The sequence below is a fragment of the Micromonospora sp. H33 genome, from assembly GCF_052068455.1.
Taxonomy (GTDB): domain Bacteria; phylum Actinomycetota; class Actinomycetes; order Mycobacteriales; family Micromonosporaceae; genus Micromonospora.
Genome location: NZ_JBQHDE010000006.1, coordinates 281825 through 302554 on the forward strand (window position 1 = coordinate 281825; position 20730 = coordinate 302554).

The window sequence follows — 20730 nt, forward strand, 5'->3', positions numbered from 1 at the left end:
GGCCGGGCGCGGCGGGCGCGTCGACCGGTAGGGCACCGCCCGGCGGGAGCCGGCCGGGCGCGGCGGGCGCGTCGACCGGTAGGGCACCGCCCGGCGGGAGCCGGCCGGGCGCGGCGGGCGCGCCCGGCCGCGCGCTCAGGTTCCCGGCTTGCGGACGGCCACGACCACGCCGTTCGGCACGGTGTCGTCGATGCGCCACACGGCCGGATCGAACTGCTTCGGGTTGAACACGATGCTCCCGAAGTGCCAGCCGGCCGGCCGGCGCCGCAGCACGAAGACGTCGATCTCCCCGAACCGGGTGTCCTTGGTGGCCCGCGTGAACTCGGCCGGATCGGTGATCCCGGACAGCCGTACCACCTCCGCGCGTCGGTCGTCCCAGTGCGTCCAGGTGTTCGAGGCCAGCCGCTCCACGGCCATGTAGCCGGGCCACGGCTGGTACGCGTACATCCGCTCGTCGTAGCTGAGCGTCACCGGCAGCGCGTCCGGGCCCAGCGTCTCGTGCACCACCCGCCGGATGGGTTCGGCGGGGAACCAGGTCACCGTGACCTCGTCGGGTGCCGGGTACCGCTGCCGGGAGCCGTCCGGCAGCGGCTCGGCGTGGGTGTAGACGGCCAGGTTGTAGTTCTGCGGGCCCTCCGGTCGCTTCACCGAGTCCAGCCCCGGCGGCGAGGGCATCCAGGTGCCCGCGCCGGACAGCCCGGCCAGCACCAGGAGCCCGGCCGTGCCGACCAGCGCCACCCGGCGCAGCGAGCCGACGACCCGCAGCCGCGCCGCGAGCGCCCGGCCCGCCTCGACCAGCGCGAGGATCCCGCCCGAGGCGAGCACCAGCCCGAGCAGGCGGGTGGTGTAGTGCAGGTACAGCGTGTGGCCGTTGTGCATGAAGATCAGCACGAACGCCCAGCGGTAGGCGTACGCCCCGAGCAGCACGAGCAGCAGCGGCCGGGCCCACCATCGCTTGCGCCAGTACCAGGCCAGCCCGACCAGGCCGCAGATCTGGAGCACGTGCAGCGGCGCGGACAGCGGTGCCTTCAGGTACCAGACGCCCAGCGGGTCCTCGACGATGGCCGGGGAGATGAAGTAGTCGTTCACCCGGCTGCCGCCGATGGTCAGGGTGCCCCGCAGGTACGGGATCAGGTACCACGCCGCCACCACGAACGCGGTCGCCCCGACGCCGACGAGGTGGCCGAGGTAGCGCCACCGGTGTCGGCTGCGCCAGAACGACCCCACGACCAGCACCACCAGCCCGACGGCGGCGAACATGACGTAGCCCTGGTAGGTCATCAGCAGCAGCCCGCCGATCACCCCGGCGGCGAGCCAGTGCAGGCCGCCCTCCCGCCGGGACCGGTCGGTGAAGGTGCGCAGCACCCACGGGACGAAGACGGCCAGCGTGACGATCTCGTACGACTTGCGGGGCTGGCTGAACACCCACGGCGGCAGCACCGCGAGGGCGAGCGCCACCCAGGCCGGCACGATCCCCCGCCAGAGCACGAACGCGACGAGGACGGCCAGGGAGATCAGCGTCGCCTCGCCGTAGCCGATCAGTGACCAGGCCGGCTGGTCGAGCTGGAGGGCGAGCCGGCCGAGCAGGAACGGGAACAGCGGCGGGTACTCCGACGGCACCGACGACACGATCCCGTCGACGGGCTGGGTGTGCACCGTGAACTTGGTGGCCATGGCGGCCAGCCGGGCGGAGTCGCCCCGCAGGCCGGAGTCGCCGAACGGGCTGCCGTTGTACGAGGCGATCAGCGTGAGGCCCACCCACGCCGCGTAGCCGCCGGCGACCAGGCCGATGATCCGGTCGCTGCTGCGCCACAGGGCCAGCGCGAACAGGAGCAGCCCGCCGACGATCGCGGCGCCCGCGGGGACGAGCGCCCCGCGCGCGGTGAACGGGTCGGCGTCCACGATCTTCACCAGGGCGGCCCCACCGGGGTACGCCGCCGCCCAGGTCAGGACCGCGATGGTCGGCGCGCCGATCCGCGGCCGGAATCGCCGGTGCCACGCCGGCCCGGCGTCGCCCTCGGCCGGCCCGTCCTCGGCTGCCCGGTGCTCGGGTGTCGCGTCCGACGGCCGCTCCGCCGGCTCGGACGGCGCGTCCTCGGCCCGGAGGGCCGTGGGCGGGTCCGTGGGTGCGGAGGGCGGGTCCGTGGGTGCGGAGGGCGGGTCGGTCGCGCCCCGGGTGGTCGAGTCCGCGTCGGCCCGGGAGCCGGCCTGCGCCACGACCGGCGCCGGATCCGCCTCCGCCGTACCGGTCACGGTACGTGCCGCGCTGGAACCCTCGTCCACACTGCTCGTCACGGGTACCTCCTGCTCCGGAAAACCCGCGCCAGCCTAGCCGCCGTGCACGGATCGTGGTGGTCCGCACGCCGCGTCACGATCCGACACCTCCGGCGACTCCACCGATCGGCCGCGTACCGGCTCCGCCGGACCGCGCGGATCCGGCGCCGAACAGCGGCTCCGCACCCGCCGAACAGGCAACGACCGGTCGCCGCGCGGCGGGGCGGCCGGCCACGCCGACGTGCGATAGCCTGGCGCCGCACCCCTCACGAGCATCCACGCGACCCGGCTTCTGGCCCGCGGAGCCCGACGGCCACGAGGCATCTGCAGGAGGCAACTCCCTTGGCGAAGCTAGACACTGTCCCTACGACGGACGCCGCGCTGCAGTCGACGACACTGCAGGAGGTGGCGACCGCCGCGGTGAAGTACCACCGCTGGCTGACCAGCCTCGCGCTGCCCCACCTCGGGGACCACCCGATCGAGGTAGGCAGCGGATTCGGCGACTACGCCCAGCAGTGGCTGGACGACGGCGTGCCCGCGGTGACGGTGGGCGACATCGAACCGACCCGGCTGGCCCACCTGCGCCAGCGCTTCGAGGCCGACGAGCGGGTGGAGGTGCTGCCGCTGGACCTGTTCGCTCCGCCCGAGCGCGAGCACTCGGCCCTGGTCTCGTTCAACGTCCTCGAGCACATCGACGACCACGTCGGGGCGCTCGCCGCGGCGCACCGGCTGCTGCGCCCGGGTGGGCGGGTCGTCACGTTCGTGCCGGCCTTCGAGTTCGCCCTCGGGCGCTTCGACCGGCAGGTCGGCCACGTCCGCCGCTACACGAAGGCCACGCTGCGCGAGGCGTACGAGCAGGCGGGCCTGGTCGTCGACAAGATCCACTACGTCAACGCGCCGGGGCTGTTCGCCTGGACCCTGGGCGTCCGGATGCTGCGGATGACGCCCGGCGACGGCGCTCTGCTGCGGGTGTGGGACGCCGTCGTCGTCCCGACCGCCCGGGCGATCGAGCGGCACGTCCGGCCGCCGTTCGGGCAGTCGGTCTTCGCCGTCGGGCACGTGCCGGCCACGGGCCCCGTGCCGGCGCAGCCGAACGCCGACGGACGGGCGACGACATGATCGTCGGCCCGCGTACCCCGGAGGCGGCCGTCGCCGCCGGCACCACCGTCGAGCAGCTGGAGCTGTCCGTGGTGATGCCCTGCCTGAACGAGGCCGAGACGCTCGCGGTATGCATCCGCAAGGCGCGCGAGAGCATGCGCCAGCTCGGCATCGCCGGCGAGGTGGTCGTGTCGGACAACGGGTCCACCGACGGCTCGCAGGAGATCGCCCTCGCCGAGGGCGCCCGTGTCGTGCACGCCCCCCAGCGGGGGTACGGCGCGGCGCTGCGCGCCGGCATCGCCGCCGCCGAAGGCACGTTCATCATCATGGCCGACGCCGACGACAGCTACGCGCTGCACGACCTCGGCCCGTTCGTCGAGCGCATGCGCGCGGGCGCCGACCTGGTGATCGGCAACCGGTTCAAGGGCGGCATCGAGCGTGGCGCGATGCCGCCGCTGCACCGCTTCCTCGGCAACCCCGTGCTGTCCTTCCTGGGCCGGACGTTCTTCGGCGTCCCGGTCGGCGACTTCCACTGCGGGATGCGCGGCTTCCGGCGGGACCGCATCCTCGAGCTGGGGCTGCGCACCTCGGGCATGGAGTTCGCCAGCGAGATGGTGGCCCGTGCCGCGCTCGCCGGGCTGGTCATCGCCGAGGTGCCGACGACGCTCGCGCCCGACGGCCGCAGCCGCCGGCCGCACCTGCGGACCTGGCGGGACGGGTGGCGGCACCTGCGGTTCCTGCTCGCGCTCTCGCCGCGTTGGATGCTGCTCTATCCCGGCCTGGCGATGCTGCTGGCGGGCGGCGTGGTGCTGGCCTGGCTGCTCACCGGCAGCCGGCAGGTCGGGCAGCTCGCGTTCGACCTGCACACCATGCTGGCGGCGGCCACGGCGATGGCCATCGGCATCCACGCCGTGGCGCTGGCGGTGGTGGCCCACGCCCACGCGATCCATATGGGTTTGATCCCACCCGACCGGAAGGTCGAGGTCCGCATCGCCGACGTGGCGCTGCGGTACGGCGTACCGGTGGGCTCACTGCTCCTGTTGGCAGGTGTGGCCTGTTTCGGCTACGCCCTGTGGAGCTGGGGCTCCGGCGGCTTCTCGCAGCTCGACGTGGTCTCCACGCTGCGCCTGCCGATCGTCGGGGTCGGCCTGGTGGTGGTCGGCGTCCAGTCGGTGCTGCTGTCATTCATCATCAGCCTGACGCGGGTCGGCGACCTGTAGTCGGACGAGCTGGGGCGGGTGCCGTACGCACGGCGCCCGCCCCAGCTCTGTCAGGAGTCTTCGCGAGACCGCAGTTCCTGGTGCAGGGCGACCAGGTCGCGGTCCAGCGCCGTCGTCGCCACCAGGTGCGGGTGCTTGCGGGCCAGTCGCCAGCCCAGCGTGACCGCGTAGACGTCCGCCGCGACGATCCGGTCCACCGCCCGGAAGTCCACGTCGGCGAGGCGCCGGCCGAAGAGCTTGGCCAGCACGGACGGGCGGGCCAGCTTGTACGCCTTGTTGTAGATGCGGACGTGGAACGCGCCGGCCACTCGCCGATGGCCGCTCTCCAGCGCCTTCGCCGGCCGCTGCAACGGCCGCAGGGGGCCGACCCGCTCGGTGAGGCGCGTCGCCCGGCTCAGCACCGCCCGGGGGGCACGGTGCACGAGCACCCGCTCGACCCGCCGCAGCGGATGCCGCTGCTCGGCGCCGTCGAGCGTGTAGAGGGTCAGCAGGGGGTGGTTCCGCACCTGCGCCCAGCCCTCCGGGTCCACCTCTTCCCACGCCTCGGCGCCGAGGAAAACGAGATCGACCCGGACGCCCTCCTTCTCCAGCAACTCTCGGACGTAGTTGCGGATCCGCTCGTTGAGCCGGTAGACCGTGGAAATGATCATCACCCGGAGAGGGGCGTCCACGCCTGCCACCTGAGCCTGCTCCTTCGTCGCCACGTACCCGTCGATGTTCACTGAGCCGACTGCCCGTCGCTCACGGTGATCCGCTCCCGCCCGGCGATGACGCGCAGGCGCGCCTCGAGGGCCGCGAGCAGCGTGTCCCGGGTGAAGCCCTGGGCGTGCCGGCTCGCGGCCGCACGCTGCTCGGCGGTCAGCCCGCGCGCCACCTTGCCGGCCTCCACCATCGAGTTGGCGACCGCCTCGACGTCCAGGCTGTCGGCGTTGAACCAGAGCGGGTACCCGTCCAGCACGTCCTGCGCGGCGATGCCGGGGGCGTGTACCGACACGATCGGCTTGCCGCTCGCCATGTACTCGAAGATCTTGCCGGAAGTGACGTACCGCCCGCCGCCGGCGAGGAACACGAGCACGTCGTTGTGCTCGTACACCGACGCGACCTCGGTCTTCGAGACCGGGCCCCGGTAGTGGATGCCCAGGTCGGGGGTGGTCGGGTCGTCGATGAGCTGCCCGTCGGAGTCCAGGTCCAGGCCGAGCCGGTTCGCGAGTTCCCGCTTGCCGGTCTTGAAGAAGCCCAGGTGGCCGTGGATGTTCAGCTCGGCGTCGGCCAGCTCCGGGTACGTCCGGGCCCGGGTCCACGCGGCCGCCAGCTCCTCCACCGGCTGGGAGTTGGTGAGCGTGCCGAGGTACCCGAAGCGCAGCGGCCGCGAGGCGATGCCCGGGTCCACGCCCGCCTCGCCCGCCGGCGACATCAGGTCCGCGTCCCAGCCGTTCGGTACGACCATCATCCGGTCGGCGACGTCCGGGTAGCGCTCGGCGTGCCACCGCCGCAGCGGCTCGTTGACGAACACCGCCCCGGCGGAACGGCTCAGCACCCGGCGCTCCCACTTCCAGGCCAGGTGGTCGTCCGGGAAGGCGGGCCGGTCGTTGAACAGGTCCAGCGTCCACGAGTCGCGGTAGTCCACGACGTACGGCACGCCGGTCAGCCGGTGGAACAGCCACGCCGCCGCGAACGAGGCGAACGGGTTCCCCGTCGCCAGCACGACGTCGAAGCGGCGCTTCGTGTGCAGCCGGAGCGCCCGGGCCACCGCGGACCGCCCCCACGACGCGTAGTGCTCGGGGAAGAGCTTGCGCTGGTTGAACTGGTACAGGCGCTGCGCGAGCAGGGGCATCCGGGCCCGGAAGCCGCTGTACTTGCGCAGGTCCTTCTCCCAGACGAAGTGGTTGAGCTTCGGACGCTCGACGGTGATCCGCGGGTCGACGGTGCTCGCCAGCTCCTCGTCGACCGAGCCGATCACGTCGTGCAGGAAGCTCATCGGGGCGGCGCAGACCGTGACGTCCCAGCCCCGCGCGGCGAGGTGGTTCGCTGTCGCCCGGGCGCGGTAGACGCCGCTCGCCCGCGACGGCGGGAAGTAGAAGGAGAGATAGAGGATCCGCGGGGGACGTGCGTCGCGGCGGGAGGAGTTCATCTGCCGTCCTTCGGTCAACTCGTCCGGGGGCCGACGGCGGGGTCGAACCCGGCGTTGTCGTAGCTGTAGGCGATCTGGGGCTCCGGCAAACCACCGGCGGCGAAGCCGGCGACCAGCCGGGCGGCGGTGGGCATTGAGTCCGGGTCGCTGACCACGAGCAGGTCGAAGGGCGCCCGGCCGGCGAGCACGTGCCGGTGGATGAGCCGCTGGCGCAGGTCGCCCCACGCCTTCCGCTGCCGGGGAAGGATCAGGGCGCGGTGCGCCGGCGCGGCGATCCGCCGCTCGTACGCCTTCTTCGCGCGGCTGGCCCACGGCCGCAGCGGACCCCGGCCGACCACCTTGAACAGCGCGCCGGGCCCCCGGTACAACAGCACCTTCTCCACCCGGCGCGGCGGGTGCAGCTGCTCGAGACGCGCCAGCTCGACCACCTCGACGCGCGGGTCGAACTCGTCGCGGTGCCAGGTCTTGCGCTGCTCGACGAGGACGACCGCCGATCCGCCGTCCGCGACCGCGCGGGCGGACTCCTCGGTCACCGCCCGCCGGCGGGTGCCGCCCAGGGCCAGGAACAGTACCTGCATGTCACTCCGTCACTTCTGGCCGGCGAGCCGCTCGGGCTGGCTGGGGGTCGGCTGCGACTCGGGGAACCAGATGCGGTGGTGCTCCCGCGCCACCGCCGGGTAGCTGTAGCGGGCCGCCAGCTCGGCGCGCGCCCGGGCGACGTCGGTGCCGTGCGGGAAGCGGTCCCGCAGTCGGCGGTAACCGGCGACGATCGTCTCCGGGTCGTCCGTGACGTCGATCAGCTCGCCCGCGGCCTCCTCGATCCCGGCGAGGGTCTCCTCCGGGCCGCCGCAGCGGGTCACCAGGACCGGCATGCCGGCGGCGAGCGCCTCCACCACGGTCACGCCGAAGGTCTCCATCCGGCTCGGGTGCACCAGCAGGTCGTGCTCGCCCATCAGCCGCAGCGCCTCGTCCGGCGGAACCGCGCCGGTGAAGGTCACCGCGTCGGCGACGCCCAGCTCCGCGGCCCGCTCGGTGAGGCGCCCGAGCAGCTCACCCGCGCCGACCATGGTGAGGGTCAGCGTCGGGTCGTCGGCGCGGCAGGTCGCGAACGCCTCCAGCAGCAGGTCGACGCCCTTGCGCTGGATCAGGCCGCCGACGTAGATCCAGCGGCGCAGGTGGGTCACCGCGCGGGAGGCGCCCTCGCCGAAGGCGACCGGGTTGGCGATGAACTCGATCTTGTCCTTGTGGTGCGGGAAGGCCTCCAGCAGCGGGCCGCGGACCGCCTCGCCCACCGCGAAGAAGCCGGCGCTCCGCGTGATCACCTCGTCGTACGCATCGCGGGCCTCCTCGGTGTCGAGGACGCTGTCGAGGAAGGTGGCGTGCTCGGTCACGTACACCCGCGCGTCGGGCCGGGCGTTGCGCAGGGCCGCCCAGCCGCCGGGCAGGCCGACGTGGGCGTGCACCACCGGGGCGTCGATCGGGGCGCCGCCGAGCGCGGCCCGCAGGGCGTAGTCGTGCCGGCGGGCGATCTCCATGTGCCACTTGCCGCGCGGGATCGGCACCGGGACGTACCGCATCCGGGCGCCGCCGACGGTCGGGGTGGTGCGGGCGGCACGGGGCAGCAGCTCCGCGTTGGCCCGGACCACCTCCACGTCGCGGCGGTCGGTCATCCGGGCCACCCACGCGTCGCAGTGGTACACCGTGACCCGGTCGCAGCCCGGCGCGGTGGCGTCCACCATCGCCTGCACGAAGGCGCCACGGAAGGGCAACTCTCGGGTGGGCCACCAGGGCGTAACGATCGCAACGTCTCTCATAGCAGCTGCCGCCACCCGAACCATGCCTCCCACTGTCACGCCAGGGCGTCCCAAGCTATCACCCGGACCTGCCGGGCCGGCCGCACCGCCGGGAGCGGCGGTGCGGCCGGATTCGTCAGTACCCGCTCAGCCGGCGGAGGCCGCGGGTTCGGTCACCGGTCCCACCTGGATGGTGCTCCCGTCCGCGGCCGAGCGGAGCAGAGCGGCAGCCACCTGGACCGTACGCAGACCCTGCCGCAGGGTCACGATGTCGCTCTCCTTGCCCTCGACCGCGTCCCGGAACCGCTCGTGCTCGACCAGCAGCGGCTCGCGCTTCGGGATGGCGTACCGGACCATGTCGCCCTCGGCGACGCCACGGAAGGCGCGCAGCGCCTCCCACTCGGTGTCGATGGCGGCGTTGGCGTAGAACGTCAGGTCCGCGGTGAGGGTGTCGGCGACGAAGCAGCCCTTGTCGCCGGTGACCACTGTGGACCGCTCCTTGAGGGGGCTCAGCCAGTTGACCAGGTGGTTGACCATCGTGCCGTCGGCGAGCTGGCCGACGACGGCCACCATGTCCTCGTGCAGCCGGCCGCTGCGGGAGACGGTGCGGGCCGACACCGAGGTGTACTCCCGGCCGGTCACCCAGCTGGTCAGGTCGATGTCGTGGGTGGCGAGGTCCATGACCACGCCGACGTCGGCGATGCGGTGCGGGAACGGGCCCTGGCGGCGGGTCACCACCTGGAACACCTCGCCCAGCTCGCCGGCCTCCAGGCGGAGCCGCAGGTTCTGCAGGGCGGGATTGTAGCGCTCGATGTGCCCGACGCCGGCCACCAGGCCGGCGGCCTCGAACGCCTCGACGAGGCGGGTGGCCGCCTCCACCGACTGGGCGAGCGGCTTCTCGATGAGCGCGCAGACCCCGGCGGACGCCAGCCGGAGGCCGACCTGCTCGTGCAGGGCGGTCGGGCAGGCCACCACGGCGTAGTCGACGCCGAGCTTGAGCAGGTCCTCCAGGTCGGGCACGACCGGCGCGCGGAGCGTGCCGGTGGCGTCGCCGGCCGGGTCGACGATGCCGACCAGTTCGACCCCGTCCAGGCCGGACAGGATGCGGGCGTGGTTGCGGCCCATCGCGCCGAGGCCGATCAGGCCGGCGCGCAGCTTGCGACCCTCACTCATCGGGCACCACCGGCCAGGTTCGCGCCGTCGGCGATCCGCTCCAGGTCGGCCTGGCTCAGCGACGGGTGGACCGGCAGCGAGACCACCTCGGCGGCGGCGCGCTCGGTCTCCGGCAGCTCCCACGGGCCGGGCGTGCCGTCCTGGGTCAGGTACGGCGTGAGCCGGTGGATCGGCGTCGGGTAGTAGACGGCGTTGCCGATGCCCAGCTCGGTCAGGCGCTTCTGGGCGGCGTCCCGGTCACCCCGGACCCGGACCGTGTACTGGTGGTAGACGTGCACCGCACCGTCGGCGACCGGCGGGGTCACCATGCCGGTGATCTTCGAGTCGAGGAACTTGGCGTTCGCCTGGCGCTGCGCCGTCCAGTCCGGCAGCTGGCGCAGCTGCACGCGGCCGATCGCCGCCGCCACGTCCGTCATCCGCATGTTCGCGCCGACGATCTCGTTGGCGTACCGCTTCTCCATGCCCTGGTTGCGCAGCAGCCGCAGGGTGCGGGCCAGCCCGGCGTCGCCGGTGCTGATCATGCCGCCCTCGAGGGAGTGCATGTTCTTGGTCGGGTAGAAGCTGAAGCAGCCGGCGGTGCCGAAGGCACCCACGGGCTTGCCGTGCAGGCTGGCGCCGTGCGCCTGGGCCGCGTCCTCGACGACGGCGAGGCCGTGCCGCTCGGCGATCGCCATGATCTTGTCCATGGCGGCGGGGTGCCCGTACAGGTGCACCGGCATGATCGCGACCGTGCGGGGGGTGACCGCCGCGGCCACCGCCTCCGGGTCGAGGCAGAAGCTGCCCGGCTCGATGTCGACGAAGACCGGCTCGGCGCCGACGAGCCGGACGGCGTTCGCGCTCGCGGCGAAGGAGAACGAGGGGACGATGATCTCGTCACCCGGGCCGAAGCCGAGCGCCATCAGGGTGAGCTGGAGCGCCGAGGTGCCGGAGTTGACCGCGACACAGTGCCGGCCCGAGACCAGCTCGCCGAACTCCTCCTCGAACGCCGCCACCTCGGGGCCCTGCACGACGAGGCCGCTGCGCAGCACCCGCACGGCGGCCTCGATCTCGGCCTCGCCGATGACCGGCTTCGCCGGTGGGATGAAATCTCCGTTCAGCCCACTCATGGGCTTCCTCCTGTCGACAGGGAGTCCCTTCGGGACGCGATGCTAACTGGTGCAGATGTGACCAGGACGGGCGGTAGGTGATGGGTCACGAGCCGCCGGAATCGGCCATCGGTACCACGGCGGATAGACGAACGTCCGGCTCGTCGGGCACGGACGGCAGGCATGCTACCTCCAGGGCGGCGGCGACCGCCGCAGCCAGTCTGGGCAGATCCTCGACGGCCAGCGGGGCGCGGGCGACGGCCAGCCGCCAGTAGAGCGGCCCGACGATGAGGTCGACCGCGACGTCGACGTCGGTGTCCGGCCCCAGCTCGCCGCGGGCGATGGCCCGGCCGATCAACTGGCCGCCGATGTCGCGCTGGTTGCTCCGCAGCGCCCCCTGGAGGGTCTGCGCGATCTGCGGGTTGCGGGCCGCCTCGGCGAGCAGGTCGGGAATGATCTGCGCGGCGAGCGGGTGGCCCAGTGCCCGTGCCATGATCAGGAACAGCATCTCCAGGTCGCCCCGGAGGTCGCCGGTGTCCGGCAGGGGGAACCGCTGCCCAGCCGCCGCGGACACGATCTCCAGCACCAGCTCCAGCTTCGACCGCCACCTGCGGTAGACAGCCGTCTTGCTGACGCCGGCACGCCGGGCGACCGCCTCGATCGAGAGGCGGCCGTACCCGACCGCGGCGAGTTCCTGCATGACGGCACGGCGGATGGCCGTGGTGATCTCGCCACGGAGCACCGCCGCACCCGCCGGTGCACGCCTCTTCTCGGTCGTCACGTGGGACAATGTACCGCAGCGACGGTACGGTTGCGTCCCGACGTGTTTTCGACTACGTTCCACGCCAGCGACGGAGCCTGCGGCCCCCGAGCGGCCCACGCTCTCTGCCGTCGAGCACCTCCTCAAGATCGGAGCGCCCAACCATGGCCAACACGGCGGTGGCCGACGCCGATTCAGGACTGACCCGGGCGCAGCTCGCCGCCCGGTACGGCCTGAGCGTCGCCGGCGCGAGGCCCACACTGGCTGCCTACACCCGGCAGCTCTGGGCCTACCGGCACTTCATCTCGGCGTACGCGCACGCCAAGTTGACCGCGTCCTTCAGTCAGGCCCGGCTGGGCCAGCTGTGGCAGGTGCTGACACCGCTGACGAACGCCGCGGTCTACTTCCTGATCTTCGGCGTCATCCTGAACACCAAGGGTGGCGTCGACAACTTCATCGCGTACCTCTGTGTCGGGCTCTTCGTCTTCACCTTCACCCAGAGCGTGGCCCTCGGCGGCGTGCAGGCGATCACGAGCCACCTCGGGCTGATCCGGGCGCTGCACTTCCCCCGGGCCGCGCTGCCCTTCGCGGTCACCCTCACCCAGTTCCGGCACCTGGTGACGGCGATCCTCGTGCTGGTCGGCATCGTGCTGGTCACCGGCGAGCCGATCACCCTGGAGTGGCTGCTGGTCCTCCCCGCGATGCTGCTGCAGACGATCTTCAACGTCGGGCTCGCGCTGGCGCTGGCCCGGCTGGGCTCGAAGATGACCGACCTCAAGCAGGTCCTGCCGTTCGTCATGCGGACCTGGATGTACGGCTCGGGCGTCCTCTACAGCGTCCAGAACTTCGCCAAGCACCTGCCCGGCTGGACACAGGCCCTGGTCGAGCTGAACCCGCTGCTGATCTACATCGAGCTGTTCCGGCACGCGCTGATGGAGAACGCCCCGCTGACCTCGGCGGCTCCGCGGCTGTGGCTCCTCGCGACGGTCTGGGCCCTCGTCGTCGGGATCGGCGGTTTTGTCTACTTTTGGCGCGGCGAGCAGGAGTACGGACGTGGCTGACCTCAACCCGGTCCCCGCAGACGCGACCACCACGGCGGTCGGCGAGCGGATCCCCACCGTGATCGTGGACGACGTGCACCTGATCTACCGGGTCTACGGCGCCGGCAACGGGGCGGCCTCCTCCCCGGTCGCCGCCCTCAAGCGGATCGTGACGCGCGAGAAGTCGCGGCCGACGCTGCGCGAGGTGCACGCGGTCAAGGGCGTCAGCTTCACCGCCTACCGGGGTGAGGCGATCGGCCTGATCGGCAGCAACGGCTCCGGCAAGTCCACCCTGCTGCGGGCCGTCGCCGGCCTGATGCCCGCCACCCGGGGGGCGATCTACACGCAGGGCCAGCCCTCGCTGCTCGGCGTGAACGCGGCGCTGCTCGGCGACCTGTCCGGCGAGCGCAACGTGTCGCTCGGCTGCCTGGCGATGGGGATGACCCCCGAACAGGTCCGCAAGGTGGCCCCGGAGATCATCGAGTTCTCCGGCATCAACGAGCGCGGCGACTTCGCCTCCCTGCCGATGCGGACGTACTCCTCCGGCATGCAGGCCCGGCTGCGCTTCTCCATCTCGGCGGCGAAGAAGCACGACGTCCTGCTCATCGACGAGGCGCTGGCCACCGGTGACACCCGGTTCCGCCGCCGCAGCGAGCAGCGGATCCGCCAGCTGCGCGCCGACGCGGGTACGGTCTTCCTGGTCAGCCACTCCATCGGCACGATCCGGGACACCTGCGAGCGGTCGATCTGGCTGGAGTCGGGCGTGATCCGCATGGACGGGCCCACCGACGAGGTGACCAAGGCCTACGAGGACTACATGGCCCGCCGGTGACGGCACGGCCGGCGGGCGTCCGGACACCGCGTACGCGCAGGTGCCGGGCGCCCGCCGTCCGTCACGGCAGGCAGCACATCAGGAAGATCAGTGAGGATCGGCGATGACGCAGGACGGCACCCCCATCCCGGCCGCCACGACACCCTGGCGACCCACCCGGACCGTGGCGGTGATCCTGGCCGGCGGCACCGGCACGCGGCTCGGGCTGGGCATCCCGAAGCAGCTGCTCAAGGTCGCGGGCAAGCCCATCATCGAGCACACCCTCGCGGTCTTCGAGGCCGCGCCCGAGATCGACGAGATCGTCGTCATGATGGCCGCCGGGCACGTCCCCGACGCCGAGCGGATCGTGCAGCGGGCCGGCTTCCGCAAGGTCACCACCATCGTCGAGGGCGGTGACACCCGCAACGCCACGACGCGCCTCGCGCTGGACGTGATCGGCCCCGACGACTGCAACATCCTCTTCCACGACGCGGTACGCCCGCTGGTCAGCGGCCGGATCATCCGCGAGTGCGTGAACGCGCTCTGGACGTACTCCGCGGTCGACGTCGCCATCCCGTCGGCGGACACGATCATCCAGGTCGACGACGACGAGTGCATCACCGACATCCCGGTCCGCTCCCGGCTGCGCCGGGGCCAGACCCCCCAGGCATTCCGCTCCGGCACCATCCGCGAGGCGTACCGGCGGGCCGAGGGCGACCCGGACTTCGCCGCGACCGACGACTGCGGCGTGGTGCTGCGCTACCTGCCCGGCACGCCGATCAAGGTGATCGACGGCACGGACGAGAACATCAAGGTCACCCACCCGGTCGACGTGCACCTGGCGGACAAGCTCTTCCAGCTCGCCGCCGCCAAGGCGCACCGGCTGGCCGACCACCGCGGCTACACCGAGGAGCTGACCGGCCGCACGATCGTGGTGTTCGGCGGCAGCTACGGCATCGGGCAGGAGCTGACCGACCTGGCCCGGCGCTTCGGCGCCCGGGTCTTCCCGTTCAGCCGCTCCGCCACCGGCACCCACGTCGAGCGCGCCGAGGACGTCGAGGCCGCCCTGAAGACCGCCTTCGACGCCACCGGACGCATCGACCACGTGGTCGTCACCGCCGGGCTGCTGGAGAAGGGGGCGCTCGCCGAGATGGACGCCGCCACGATGGACCGGCTGCTCCAGGTCAACTTCGTCGGTCCGGTGACGGTCGCCCGGGCGGCCCTGCCGTACCTGCGGCAGACCCGCGGCCAGCTGCTGCTGTACACCTCCAGCTCGTACACCCGGGGCCGGGCCCGGTACGCGCTGTACTCGGCCACGAAGGCGGCCCTGGTCAACCTCACCCAGGCGCTCGCCGACGAGTGGGCGGAGGACGGCGTACGGGTCAACTGCGTGAACCCGGAGCGGACCGCGACCCCGATGCGGACCCGGGCGTTCGGCGCGGAACCGGCGCACACGCTGCTCTCCGCGGAGGCGGTGGCCCGGGCGTCGCTGGACGTCCTGCTGTCCGGGCTCACCGGTCAGGTGATCGACGTACGCCGCTCGGGCGACGAGGCCGCGGCGGAACCGGCGGCGGCGGTGGTGCCGGCGCAGGCCGGGCCGGAGCGCGACGAGCGCCCGGCGGACCAGGTGGGAGCGGGCCGCAATGCGTGGTGACCTCGTCCGGAAGCTGATCGCCCGGGGCCTGGCCACGGGCCTGGCGGTGCTCGCCTTCGTCGTCCTCGCGCTCACCGGCGCGACGGCGTGGGGGCTCGGGCTCGCGGTGGCCGCCCTCGCGGCGGCCGGCTGGGAGCGCCGGGTCCGGCCGCAGGCCGACAGCGTCGCGGAGACCGTCCTGCTCGCGGCGGGCATCCTGACCGCGTACGCCCGGCGCCTCGACGACGGCTTCGACCCCGCCCTGGCCGCCACGGCGCTGGTCGTGCTCGGGCTGGCCCTGCTGGTCGGCCCGCTGCGGCAGGCGGGCAACCTGCAGATCCGCGCCGCCAACCTGCCGGTGCGCGGATGGACCCCGCTGGTCGCCGCCGAGCTGCCCGCCGCCCTGCTCGTGCTGCTCGCGGTGATCGCCGGGGCGGCCGCGGTGACCCTGCCGGCCTGGGTGGCACTGGCCGCCGCCCTGCTGGTCGGCGGTGTCGCCGGTGCGGTGGCGCTGGACCTGGCCCGCCGGCGGTTCCGGCCCGCCGCCGGAGGCGGACCGGTGGCCCGGGCGCTGCGCCGGCACCGCCCGGAGTTCCTGCTCTACTTCTCCGCGCCACCCGGCTCCGAGTACCAGGTCACCATGTGGCTGCCGTACCTGGAGCGGCTCGGCCGGCCGTTCCTGGTCGTGCTGCGCGAGCCGGAGTTCCTGCCGACCGTCTCGGCGGCCACCGCGGCGCCGGTCGTCTACTGCCCGACGCTCGGCGCGATGGACGAGGCGCTGGCGCCCAGCCTGCGGGTCGCCTTCTACGTCAACCACGGCGCGAAGAACAGCCACTGCATCCGCTACACCCAGCTCACCCACGTGCAGCTGCACCACGGCGACAGCGACAAGGCCCCGAGCGCCAACCCGGTCTCCGGCATCTTCGACCGGATCTTCGTCGCCGGCCAGGCGGCGATCGACCGGTACGCCCGCGCGGGCGTCCACATCCCCGCCGAGAAGTTCGTCGTGGTCGGCCGGCCGCAGGTGGAGGGCATCGAGGTACGCCGGGGGCCGGTGACGGCCACGACGCCGACGGTCCTCTACACGCCGACCTGGACCGGGCACCACGCCGACACCAACCACTGCTCCCTGCCGGTGGGCGAGGCGCTGCTGCGGGGCCTGTTGGAGCGCGGCGCGACGGTGATCCTGCGGGCCCACCCGTACACCGCGCAGAACCCGGCGTCGGCCCGGCAGCTCGCGCGGCTGCACGACCTGCTCGCCGCCGACCGGGCCCGGACCGGGCGGGCGCACGTCTTCGGCGCGGCCGCCAGCCGCGAGCTGACCCTGACCGAGTGCGTGAACCGCTCCGACGCGCTGGTCTCCGACGTCTCCGGGGTCATCTCCGACTACCTCTACTCGGGCAAGCCGTACGCGGTGACCGACATGGTGGACGCGGGTGCCCGGTTCCCGGCGGAGTTCCCCCTCGCGGCGTCCGGGTACGCGCTGCGGCGCGACATGTCCAACGTGGACGACGTGCTGGACCGGCTGCTCGGTGACGACCCGCTGGCCGAGACCCGGTGGGCCACCCGGACCCGCTACCTGGGCGACTTCCCCGCCGAGTCGTACGCCGAGGGCTTCCTGGCCGCCGCCCGGCGGGAACTGGACGCGGGACCGGCCGTGCCGGCCCCCCGCGCCGAGGCCGCCGCGGTGTCCCCCACGGCCTGACCCGCGCCCGTCGGACGTGCCGCCCCGGCCGGTTCCGGGGCGGCACGTCGCGTCTCCGGCACCCCGGCTTCCCGGCGGCGCCCGACCCTCAGCGGTACTCGTCTACCAGGGCCAGGACGGCCGCCGGGTCCTCCACGTGGGCGTTGTGGCCGAGGCCCGGCAACGTGGCCACCGGCGCGCCCAACTCCTTGAGCTGCGCGTCGGAGACCATCGGGTCGTGCTCACCCCGGGCCAGCAGGACCGGCACGTCGGTCGCGGCCAGCAGGGCGGGCAGGTTCGGCTCCCCCACCGCGAACGCGGCCGGGTCCATGGCCAGCCGCCAGCGGCCGTCGACCTGCCGCAGGCCCGCCTCGACCACCGGGTGGTCGGGTGCGACGAGGCCGGCGAGGCCGGACACCCGCAGGTAGCGCCGGGCCGCCTCGTCCCGGCTGGCGAACCAGGTCACCGGGCGATCCGCCAACTCCTGCGCCTTCGCCAGCTCCGCGGGCGACCACACCGCCTTGATGCCGACGCCGACCACGGCGTCGACCGGCAGCCCCGCCGACCGGGCGGCCAGGACGAGCCCGACCACGCCGCCGAGCGAATGCCCGAGCACGACGAGCCGGTCCTCGCGGGCGAGCGTGGCGGCGAGCCGGTCGGCCAGCCCGGCGAAGGAGTACGCCGGCAGCGGCGGGGACCAGCCGTGACCGGCCAGGTCGGGCGCCAGCCAGCGGCCGGCCCACCGGCGTTCCAGCAGCGGCGCCCAGGGCAGCCACACCTCGCCGGTCGCACCCATGCCGTGCAGCAGCACCAGGACGGGACCACGGTCACCCGATTCATCGACCATGCGCGCAGTGTCCCACCGTCGCGGCCTCCCGGGCGAGCATGGCGGCATCGCTCCGGCTCCGGCTCGCGCCCGGACGGCGGGTCTTGTCCAGAAGAGAGGCCCGCCATGCGGCGCACCGATCATCTAGATCATGCCGGACAGGTACGCCCGCCGTCGTTGCGGTTCGAACTTCTCGATCGCGTACCGCAGCATGACCCGTGGCATGGCCCGGTGATGCCGGGCCAGGAATTCCTCCTCCGCCGTTCGGTCACGGTTGCCCACCTCGCGCAGCATCCAGCCCACCGCCTTGTGGACGAGGTCGTGTGGGTCGCGCAGGAGCCGTTCACCGAGCCGGAAGGTCCAGTGGAAGTCGCCGGCCTTGATGAAGGCGAAAGTTGCCATGACGGCGATGCGTCGATCCCACACCAGGCTCGACTCGGCCAACCGATCCAGGACGCTCCGGTCCTTGTCGATCAGCCAGGGGCCGACGATGTAGGGCGCGGACGAGTCCACCAGGTCCCAGTTGTTGATGCGGCCGGTGTTGGCCAGGACGAGGCGGAAGATATTGCCCCGCTCCTCCTCGTCCCCCTTGTCGAACTTCCGGACCAGGATGAGGAGCGACGTCAGCCGCTCCTCGTGCACGCCGCTCGTCAGCAGCGTCGCCGTGTCGGCCAGGGAGAGGTCGCGCCAGTACCGGCCGGCCACCCTGCGCTGTTCCGGTACGGAGACGCCGACGGCCCGGTCGCCCTCGCCATACCCGCCCGGAAACATCTGCAGATAGCGACTCACACCCTCCGCCCGGCGAGGGTCGGCGAGGCCGGCGAGTTCGCGACGGACATCCGCGGTCGTGGCCATGACGGTCAGGAGACCGCAGCCCTCACCAGCTCGACCACCTTCTTCTCCACCGCGGGGCTCCACTTTTGGAGCGCGTACGACACCGGCCACATGTCCCCGTCGTCGAGGTTGGCCGTGTCCTGGAAGCCCAGGGTTGAGTACCGGTAGTTGAACTTGCCCGCGTCCTGGAAGAAGATGACGATCTTGCCGTCCGCGTTCGCGTAGGCGGGCATCCCGTACCAGGTCTTGGGCGACAGCTCCGGTGCGGTGGCGGTCACCGTCACGTGCACGCGCTCGGCGAGCGCACGATCCTCCGGCGCCATCTGCGCGATCCGGTCGAGGACCGCCTGCAGTCCGTCGGCCTTCTTGGCGCCCTTCTTGCCCTCGGCGCGCAGCTCGGCGGCGCGCTCCTTCATCGCGGCGCGCTCCTCGGCGCTGAAGCCGTCGGACTCGGTCTTGGCACTCTTCGCGGACATTCTCAGGCTGCCTTTCGACGCTCAAGGCCGGGCGTGCTGCCGGCCATCTGAGGGAAGGCTAGGCCTGCCGAAACCCCGGGTGCTTCTCGATTCCTGATCAAATCGGCGGGGCGACCACCGACACGTCCCTCTCTGCCGCTGGTCGGGACGGAGAACAGCCCACCGGCCGGCCCGGCGCGCCCTACTGGTCAACCGGGCCGAAAATGGTGTGCGCCCGTCCGCCGGAATCCCAGCCGCAGTCGCCGCATCGGACCAGCGGGTTGGCACGGTATCGTGCCATTCCTTTCGCTCCGGCATGGACGGTCGCCACGCTGACAACGAGGACGACGACCGGGATCAAGCTAGGTCGGCCATCGATCAGCAGCCACACGCCGATCAGGATTGCGATGGTGCCCGAGAGCAACCCAAGCAGCAACAGACCGATGGACGTATGGAAGGCAAGGCGCGCTCGTCGTGGCGCCATGCGAGGCCCGAACCGGCCGCCGTAGCAGTTCGGGCACGAAAACAACGCCTCATGGTCGTGTGTCGTCCTATAGATCAAGTACAGGCCTACTGCCGCGACAGGGAGACCGATCGCGTGCGCGATCAGGGTGACAACCATGCCTGCCAGTTCGGACTCGATCCATGTCATCCCGGTACACCGACTCCGATCTGGGTCATGGTGGCGGGTGAGTCATTCGCGCCGGGCATGCGAGCAGTATCAGCCGCTGTCCCAACGGCATCATCATGTTGGTCGGCCACACGACAACATGGATGCCCCCCCCGGTTGGCAGACCTGCCGGTACGGTCACCGAACGGTGCCTGGGTCTCGGAAAAGTGCCTTCTTCCCAGGCCGGAAGCGGTCTCCTACGGTTATTTAGTTACCGCAGGAGAGCGTACGAGGAGGAACTCATCGTGGCTGTGACACTGGTGAACCCGAGCGGGCTGCCGGAGATCGACGTGTACCGGCAGGTGTCGGTGGCGACCGGGTCGAAGATCGTCCACGTCGCCGGGCAGGTTGCCTGGGGCGCGGGCGGGAAGACGGTCGGTGAGGGGGATCTTGCCGCGCAGGTCGAGCAGTGCTACCTCAACGTCGCCACGGCGCTTGCCGGGGTCGGGGCGTCGTTCGACGATGTGGTGAAGCTGACCGTGCACGTTGTCGACTGGAAGCCCGAGCAGATGCCCGTACTGCTGGACGGGATCGCCCGGGCGGCGGCGAAGCTGGGAGTCACTCCGGCCGCGCCGGCGTCGCTGTTCGGGATCGTGGCGCTGGACGTGCCCGAGCATCTGGTGGAGGTCGAGGCGACCGCCGTCCTCGACTAGGGCCCGTCCTGGGCAGCTCCGAAGCGGCTGCGGGAAGCCTCGATGTGGCCCAGGTAGCGCTGGGTCCAGCCGCACATGCCGTCCACGACCCCGCGCAGGGCTTCGCCGGCCTCGGTGAGGTTGTAATCGACGCGGGGCGGGACGGTGGGGTGCACTGTCCGCTCGACCAGGCCGTTGCGCTCCAGCATGCGCAGGTTCTGGGTGAGCATCTTGTGGCTGATCCCGCCGACCTCGTCGCGCAGCTCGCTGAAGCGCATGGTGCGCTGCCCGAGGAACTCGATGATCAGAAACGCCCACTTGTTCGCAACGTCCGAGAAGATCTCACGCGCCAGCGAGTCAGCCCGGGCCAGGTCGGCGTCCGGGGACAGCTCACTGATCTCCTTCCTGGTGCCCACCTGATCACTCTCCATCAGTACTCGGGTTACCGCAAGAGAGCACGGCCGGGCGTCACTCGCGGATGCCGGAAGGGGCTGCGGCGATGGGTCACCCGTTTGCCGCGGTGGTAGGAAGGCTGCAGCGGCGACGTGCGTCCGGGCGAGGTGGCGGTCGAGCCCGGCCCGTCTCCGCGCCGGGGAAAGCAGCGAGTTGGA

At 72.3% G+C, this 20730-nt stretch carries 20 protein-coding genes; 7 read left to right on the forward strand and 13 right to left on the reverse strand.

The window, feature by feature from the left end:
* Positions 1–135: 135 nt before the first annotated feature.
* A complete protein-coding gene (locus ACTMS0_RS17015; protein WP_441156171.1) occupies positions 136–2295 on the reverse strand; it encodes an arabinofuranosyltransferase in 2160 nt (719 codons plus the stop codon).
* Positions 2296–2679: 384 nt separating this feature from the next.
* Here ACTMS0_RS17015 and ACTMS0_RS17020 point away from each other — a divergent pair, with 384 nt between their 5' ends.
* Together ACTMS0_RS17020 and ACTMS0_RS17025 are read left to right on the forward strand one after the other, a co-directional pair.
* Positions 2680–3393 (forward strand): class I SAM-dependent methyltransferase, encoded by a 714-nt coding sequence (locus ACTMS0_RS17020; protein WP_441156172.1) that lies wholly within the window; start codon positions 2680–2682, stop codon positions 3391–3393.
* Positions 3390–4592, forward strand: a complete 1203-nt coding sequence (locus tag ACTMS0_RS17025) for a glycosyltransferase family 2 protein (protein WP_441156173.1) — start codon at positions 3390–3392, stop codon at positions 4590–4592. Before ACTMS0_RS17020 ends, ACTMS0_RS17025 begins: the two co-directional genes overlap by 4 nt.
* Positions 4593–4642: 50 nt before the next feature.
* Here the strand turns inward: ACTMS0_RS17025 and ACTMS0_RS17030 are convergent, their stop codons facing one another.
* The 7 genes from ACTMS0_RS17030 to ACTMS0_RS17060 all read right to left on the reverse strand — a co-directional run bounded on the left by ACTMS0_RS17030 (position 4643) and on the right by ACTMS0_RS17060 (position 11516).
* Positions 4643–5263 (reverse strand): hypothetical protein, encoded by a 621-nt coding sequence (locus tag ACTMS0_RS17030; RefSeq protein WP_441156174.1) that lies wholly within the window; start codon positions 5261–5263, stop codon positions 4643–4645.
* A gap of 47 nt (positions 5264–5310) precedes the next feature.
* Positions 5311–6723, reverse strand: a complete 1413-nt coding sequence (locus ACTMS0_RS17035; protein ID WP_441156175.1) for a glycosyltransferase — start codon at positions 6721–6723, stop codon at positions 5311–5313.
* A 14-nt stretch (positions 6724–6737) separates the two neighbouring features.
* A complete protein-coding gene (locus ACTMS0_RS17040; protein WP_441156176.1) occupies positions 6738–7301 on the reverse strand; it encodes a hypothetical protein in 564 nt (187 codons plus the stop codon).
* 9 nt (positions 7302–7310) lie between these two features.
* Complete coding sequence (locus ACTMS0_RS17045) at positions 7311–8537, reverse strand: glycosyltransferase family 4 protein (protein ID WP_441156177.1); 1227 nt, start codon at positions 8535–8537, stop codon at positions 7311–7313.
* A gap of 126 nt (positions 8538–8663) precedes the next feature.
* Positions 8664–9689 (reverse strand): Gfo/Idh/MocA family protein, encoded by a 1026-nt coding sequence (locus tag ACTMS0_RS17050; RefSeq protein WP_441156178.1) that lies wholly within the window; start codon positions 9687–9689, stop codon positions 8664–8666.
* The gene (locus ACTMS0_RS17055; protein ID WP_441156179.1) at positions 9686–10795 is read right to left on the reverse strand and encodes a DegT/DnrJ/EryC1/StrS family aminotransferase; all 1110 of its coding nucleotides are present in this window, start codon (positions 10793–10795) and stop codon (positions 9686–9688) included. The genes ACTMS0_RS17050 and ACTMS0_RS17055 overlap by 4 nt, the downstream gene beginning before the upstream one ends.
* 85 nt (positions 10796–10880) lie before the next feature.
* A complete protein-coding gene (locus ACTMS0_RS17060; RefSeq protein ID WP_441156217.1) occupies positions 10881–11516 on the reverse strand; it encodes a TetR/AcrR family transcriptional regulator in 636 nt (211 codons plus the stop codon).
* A gap of 182 nt (positions 11517–11698) precedes the next feature.
* Here ACTMS0_RS17060 and ACTMS0_RS17065 point away from each other — a divergent pair, with 182 nt between their 5' ends.
* The 4 genes from ACTMS0_RS17065 (at position 11699) to ACTMS0_RS17080 (ending at position 16723) form a co-directional block, all read left to right on the forward strand.
* Entirely contained in the window at positions 11699–12595 is an 897-nt protein-coding gene (locus ACTMS0_RS17065; protein WP_441156180.1) for an ABC transporter permease, read from the forward strand.
* Positions 12588–13406, forward strand: coding sequence for an ABC transporter ATP-binding protein (locus ACTMS0_RS17070; RefSeq protein ID WP_441156181.1), 819 nt, complete (start codon positions 12588–12590; stop codon positions 13404–13406). Before ACTMS0_RS17065 ends, ACTMS0_RS17070 begins: the two co-directional genes overlap by 8 nt.
* Before the next feature lie 103 nt (positions 13407–13509).
* Positions 13510–15039: a D-ribitol-5-phosphate cytidylyltransferase gene (locus ACTMS0_RS17075; RefSeq protein ID WP_441156182.1), complete on the forward strand. Its 1530-nt coding sequence runs from the start codon at positions 13510–13512 to the stop codon at positions 15037–15039.
* Complete coding sequence (locus tag ACTMS0_RS17080) at positions 15029–16723, forward strand: CDP-glycerol glycerophosphotransferase family protein (RefSeq protein WP_441156183.1); 1695 nt, start codon at positions 15029–15031, stop codon at positions 16721–16723. Before ACTMS0_RS17075 ends, ACTMS0_RS17080 begins: the two co-directional genes overlap by 11 nt.
* Positions 16724–16811: 88 nt before the next feature.
* Here the strand turns inward: ACTMS0_RS17080 and ACTMS0_RS17085 are convergent, their stop codons facing one another.
* The 4 genes from ACTMS0_RS17085 to ACTMS0_RS17100 form a co-directional block, all read right to left on the reverse strand.
* Entirely contained in the window at positions 16812–17549 is a 738-nt protein-coding gene (locus tag ACTMS0_RS17085) for an alpha/beta fold hydrolase (RefSeq protein ID WP_441156184.1), read from the reverse strand.
* 123 nt (positions 17550–17672) lie between these two features.
* Positions 17673–18383: a DNA alkylation repair protein gene (locus tag ACTMS0_RS17090; protein WP_441156185.1), complete on the reverse strand. Its 711-nt coding sequence runs from the start codon at positions 18381–18383 to the stop codon at positions 17673–17675.
* Positions 18384–18388: 5 nt separating this feature from the next.
* Positions 18389–18838, reverse strand: coding sequence for an iron chaperone (locus ACTMS0_RS17095; RefSeq protein WP_441156186.1), 450 nt, complete (start codon positions 18836–18838; stop codon positions 18389–18391).
* Between the two features lie 181 nt (positions 18839–19019).
* Positions 19020–19469: a hypothetical protein gene (locus tag ACTMS0_RS17100; RefSeq protein ID WP_441156187.1), complete on the reverse strand. Its 450-nt coding sequence runs from the start codon at positions 19467–19469 to the stop codon at positions 19020–19022.
* Between the two features lie 263 nt (positions 19470–19732).
* On the opposite strand from ACTMS0_RS17100, the gene ACTMS0_RS17105 reads away from it, so the two are divergent.
* Complete coding sequence (locus ACTMS0_RS17105; RefSeq protein ID WP_441156188.1) at positions 19733–20140, forward strand: RidA family protein; 408 nt, start codon at positions 19733–19735, stop codon at positions 20138–20140.
* On the opposite strand, the gene ACTMS0_RS17110 is transcribed toward ACTMS0_RS17105, so the two are convergent.
* Complete coding sequence (locus ACTMS0_RS17110; RefSeq protein ID WP_441156189.1) at positions 20137–20535, reverse strand: winged helix-turn-helix transcriptional regulator; 399 nt, start codon at positions 20533–20535, stop codon at positions 20137–20139. The two genes, ACTMS0_RS17105 and ACTMS0_RS17110, sit on opposite strands and share 4 nt — an antisense overlap.
* Between the last annotated feature and the right edge of the window lie 195 nt (positions 20536–20730).

Excerpts from the sequence above, each read along its gene's own strand:
- ACTMS0_RS17055 (WP_441156179.1), bottom strand. The coding sequence starts at position 10,795 with ATGAGTGGGCTGAACGGAGATTTCATCCCACCGGCGAAGCCGGTCATC.
- ACTMS0_RS17065 (WP_441156180.1), top strand. The coding sequence starts at position 11,699 with ATGGCCAACACGGCGGTGGCCGACGCCGATTCAGGACTGACCCGGGCG.
- ACTMS0_RS17040 (WP_441156176.1), bottom strand. The coding sequence starts at position 7,301 with ATGCAGGTACTGTTCCTGGCCCTGGGCGGCACCCGCCGGCGGGCGGTG.
- ACTMS0_RS17075 (WP_441156182.1), top strand. The coding sequence starts at position 13,510 with ATGACGCAGGACGGCACCCCCATCCCGGCCGCCACGACACCCTGGCGA.
- ACTMS0_RS17025 (WP_441156173.1), top strand. The coding sequence starts at position 3,390 with ATGATCGTCGGCCCGCGTACCCCGGAGGCGGCCGTCGCCGCCGGCACC.
- ACTMS0_RS17050 (WP_441156178.1), bottom strand. The coding sequence starts at position 9,689 with ATGAGTGAGGGTCGCAAGCTGCGCGCCGGCCTGATCGGCCTCGGCGCG.
- ACTMS0_RS17080 (WP_441156183.1), top strand. The coding sequence starts at position 15,029 with ATGCGTGGTGACCTCGTCCGGAAGCTGATCGCCCGGGGCCTGGCCACG.
- ACTMS0_RS17085 (WP_441156184.1), bottom strand. The coding sequence starts at position 17,549 with ATGGTCGATGAATCGGGTGACCGTGGTCCCGTCCTGGTGCTGCTGCAC.
- ACTMS0_RS17035 (WP_441156175.1), bottom strand. The coding sequence starts at position 6,723 with ATGAACTCCTCCCGCCGCGACGCACGTCCCCCGCGGATCCTCTATCTC.
- ACTMS0_RS17090 (WP_441156185.1), bottom strand. The coding sequence starts at position 18,383 with ATGGCCACGACCGCGGATGTCCGTCGCGAACTCGCCGGCCTCGCCGAC.
- ACTMS0_RS17045 (WP_441156177.1), bottom strand. The coding sequence starts at position 8,537 with ATGAGAGACGTTGCGATCGTTACGCCCTGGTGGCCCACCCGAGAGTTG.
- ACTMS0_RS17095 (WP_441156186.1), bottom strand. The coding sequence starts at position 18,838 with ATGTCCGCGAAGAGTGCCAAGACCGAGTCCGACGGCTTCAGCGCCGAG.
- ACTMS0_RS17100 (WP_441156187.1), bottom strand. The coding sequence starts at position 19,469 with ATGACATGGATCGAGTCCGAACTGGCAGGCATGGTTGTCACCCTGATC.